The organism is Staphylococcus intermedius NCTC 11048, assembly GCF_002902385.1.
Classification (GTDB): Bacteria; Bacillota; Bacilli; order Staphylococcales; family Staphylococcaceae; genus Staphylococcus; species Staphylococcus intermedius.
Genome location: NZ_PPQH01000107.1, coordinates 1 through 1,855, shown reverse-complemented (window position 1 = coordinate 1,855; position 1,855 = coordinate 1). Strand labels below are relative to the sequence as shown.

The 1,855-nt window shown below is 40.2% G+C and carries 5 protein-coding genes and 1 pseudogene; all 6 read left to right on the top strand.

Translation table 11 applies throughout. The annotated features are described in order from the left end of the window. Positions 1 to 238, top strand: a pseudogene (locus CD138_RS13105) (hypothetical protein); the annotation flags it as partial. 16 nt (positions 239 to 254) lie between these two features. Beyond that, complete coding sequence (locus CD138_RS13100) at positions 255 to 539, top strand: Rho termination factor N-terminal domain-containing protein (protein WP_096559843.1); 285 nt, start codon at positions 255 to 257, stop codon at positions 537 to 539. After that, positions 539 to 835 (top strand): phage head-tail connector protein, encoded by a 297-nt coding sequence (locus tag CD138_RS13095; protein ID WP_019169694.1) that lies wholly within the window; start codon positions 539 to 541, stop codon positions 833 to 835. The genes CD138_RS13100 and CD138_RS13095 overlap by 1 nt, the downstream gene beginning before the upstream one ends. A 1-nt stretch (position 836) precedes the next feature. Further along, positions 837 to 1,172, top strand: a complete 336-nt coding sequence (locus CD138_RS13090) for a phage head closure protein (protein WP_019169693.1) — start codon at positions 837 to 839, stop codon at positions 1,170 to 1,172. Next, complete coding sequence (locus CD138_RS13085) at positions 1,159 to 1,572, top strand: HK97-gp10 family putative phage morphogenesis protein (RefSeq protein WP_019169692.1); 414 nt, start codon at positions 1,159 to 1,161, stop codon at positions 1,570 to 1,572. The genes CD138_RS13090 and CD138_RS13085 overlap by 14 nt, the downstream gene beginning before the upstream one ends. Positions 1,573 to 1,582: 10 nt before the next feature. Beyond that, positions 1,583 to 1,855, top strand: a 273-nt coding sequence (gene gp17 / locus CD138_RS13080; RefSeq protein WP_142380765.1) for a tail completion protein gp17, incomplete at its 3' end; no start/stop codon positions are given.

The window sequence follows — 1,855 nt, the reverse complement described above, 5'->3', positions numbered from 1 at the left end:
TGTTATCGTACGTTCAAACAAACTTGAACAAGGTACATCCATCTTGGCTAAAAAAGGTGCGGTTAAGTTAATCACAAAACGTGAGTTCTTCTTAGAAACAGACCGCGACCCGTCTACAAAAACAACAGCGTTATACAGTGACAAACACTACGTAGCTTACCTTTACGACGAATCTAAAGCGGTAAAAATCACTAAAGGTCAAGTTGTTTCTAGCGATAGCGAAGATGAAGTCCTTTAATGAAAGGGTGATATAAATGAAGTTATATAAAGTTATTGAGCGCTTCAAAGACGGTCAAGATGACAACTATTTGTATGAGGTGGGGGTATTATACCCCCGACCAGATTACAAGCCGTCAGAAGCACGCATTAAAGAATTAGAGACAGATAACAACCGTCGTAATATTGTTGCTATCGTAAAGATTGATTTGAATGCTTACAAAGTGGCCGAATTAAAAGATATCGCAGACCGATACAACGTTGAAGTTGATTCATCAATGAAAAAGGCTGACCTGATTAAGGCGATTGAGGGTGCTACTTAATGTTACCTTTAGAAGTCAAACAACTTAACCGAACGCCTATCGGTGATGATAGTAATGATGAATTATTGCAATCCTTAATACTGTTTTATAAAGGGATAGCGGAAGAATATTGCAATAAGGTATTTGTAGAGCCGTACCCTTTTGGTGTTAGAAAGTTTATTGCTGAAAGTATCAAATATGGTACATCAGGCAATATTTCAAGTCGCTCGATGGGTACGGTCTCTTATTCATTTGTCACGGATTTACCCAAATCAACGTATCGTCATTTGCGACCGTTACGACAATTGAGGTGGTAACGTGTTCGATCCAATGAATGAGTATCCTCATAAAATCGAAGTCGGTCGTATGGCATTAGTTTGTAGATATCCTAATCAAAAGCGCGAGTATGTTCGAGAACGTGAAATATTCGGCTTTATAGACACGCCTACAACGTCTGAAACGCTCAACTTCCACCAGATGAACAAAACATTCGACCGCAACCTTTACACGCCATACAACGTCGAAATAAACGCAAATAACGTGTTTAAATACGAGAATAGGCTATATCAAGTTGTCGGCTACCCAGTTGACCAAGGTGGAATGCGTGAGGTCAATTTAACGCGATTGCAGGAGATTCCAAATGGCAAAAGTTAAATATGGCAGTTGGGACTTAGTTGCTGAGTTAGATGATTATCGAAAAGAAATGGAACAATGGGTTAAAAAAGGTATTTTAAAAACGACATTAGCCATTTACAATACAGCTGTCTCCCTAGCACCCGTCGACTTAGGATATTTGAAAGAAAGTATCGATTACAAAGTGACTGACGGTGGTTTTTCTAGCGTGATAAGCGTTGGAGCAGAATACGCGATATACGTTGAATACGGTACAGGTATCTATGCAACAGGACCAGGCGGTAGTCGTGCACATAAAATACCATGGTCCTATAAAGGTGACGATGGCGAATGGTACACAACCTACGGACAAGTAGCACAACCGTTTTGGAATCCTGCCATTGACGAAGGTAGAAAGGTGTTTGAACAATATTTCAGTTAGGAGTGTTGATATGTGGGTATCCGCTGAATCGCTACTATTCAACCAAATCATGAATAATTTAATTGATGACCCTATCACTGATAAATTAGTCGGCGCTAGGGTTTTTGATTGCGTTCAAAAAGACGTGAATTACCCATATATCATTGTGGGTGAAACTAACGTGACTGAAAGCGAACGTTCCCCTGGAATGCGTGAGATTATTGCTATCACGTTCCATGTTTATAGTCAGTACGAGAACGGGGCGGAAGCGCGTGAGTTGCTACGTTTTTTGGACATAGCAGTA

Coding starts and splice junctions, on each gene's coding strand:
- CD138_RS13100 (WP_096559843.1), top strand. CDS start 255: ATGAAGTTATATAAAGTTATTGAGCGCTTCAAAGACGGTCAAGATGAC.
- CD138_RS13095 (WP_019169694.1), top strand. CDS start 539: ATGTTACCTTTAGAAGTCAAACAACTTAACCGAACGCCTATCGGTGAT.
- CD138_RS13085 (WP_019169692.1), top strand. CDS start 1,159: ATGGCAAAAGTTAAATATGGCAGTTGGGACTTAGTTGCTGAGTTAGAT.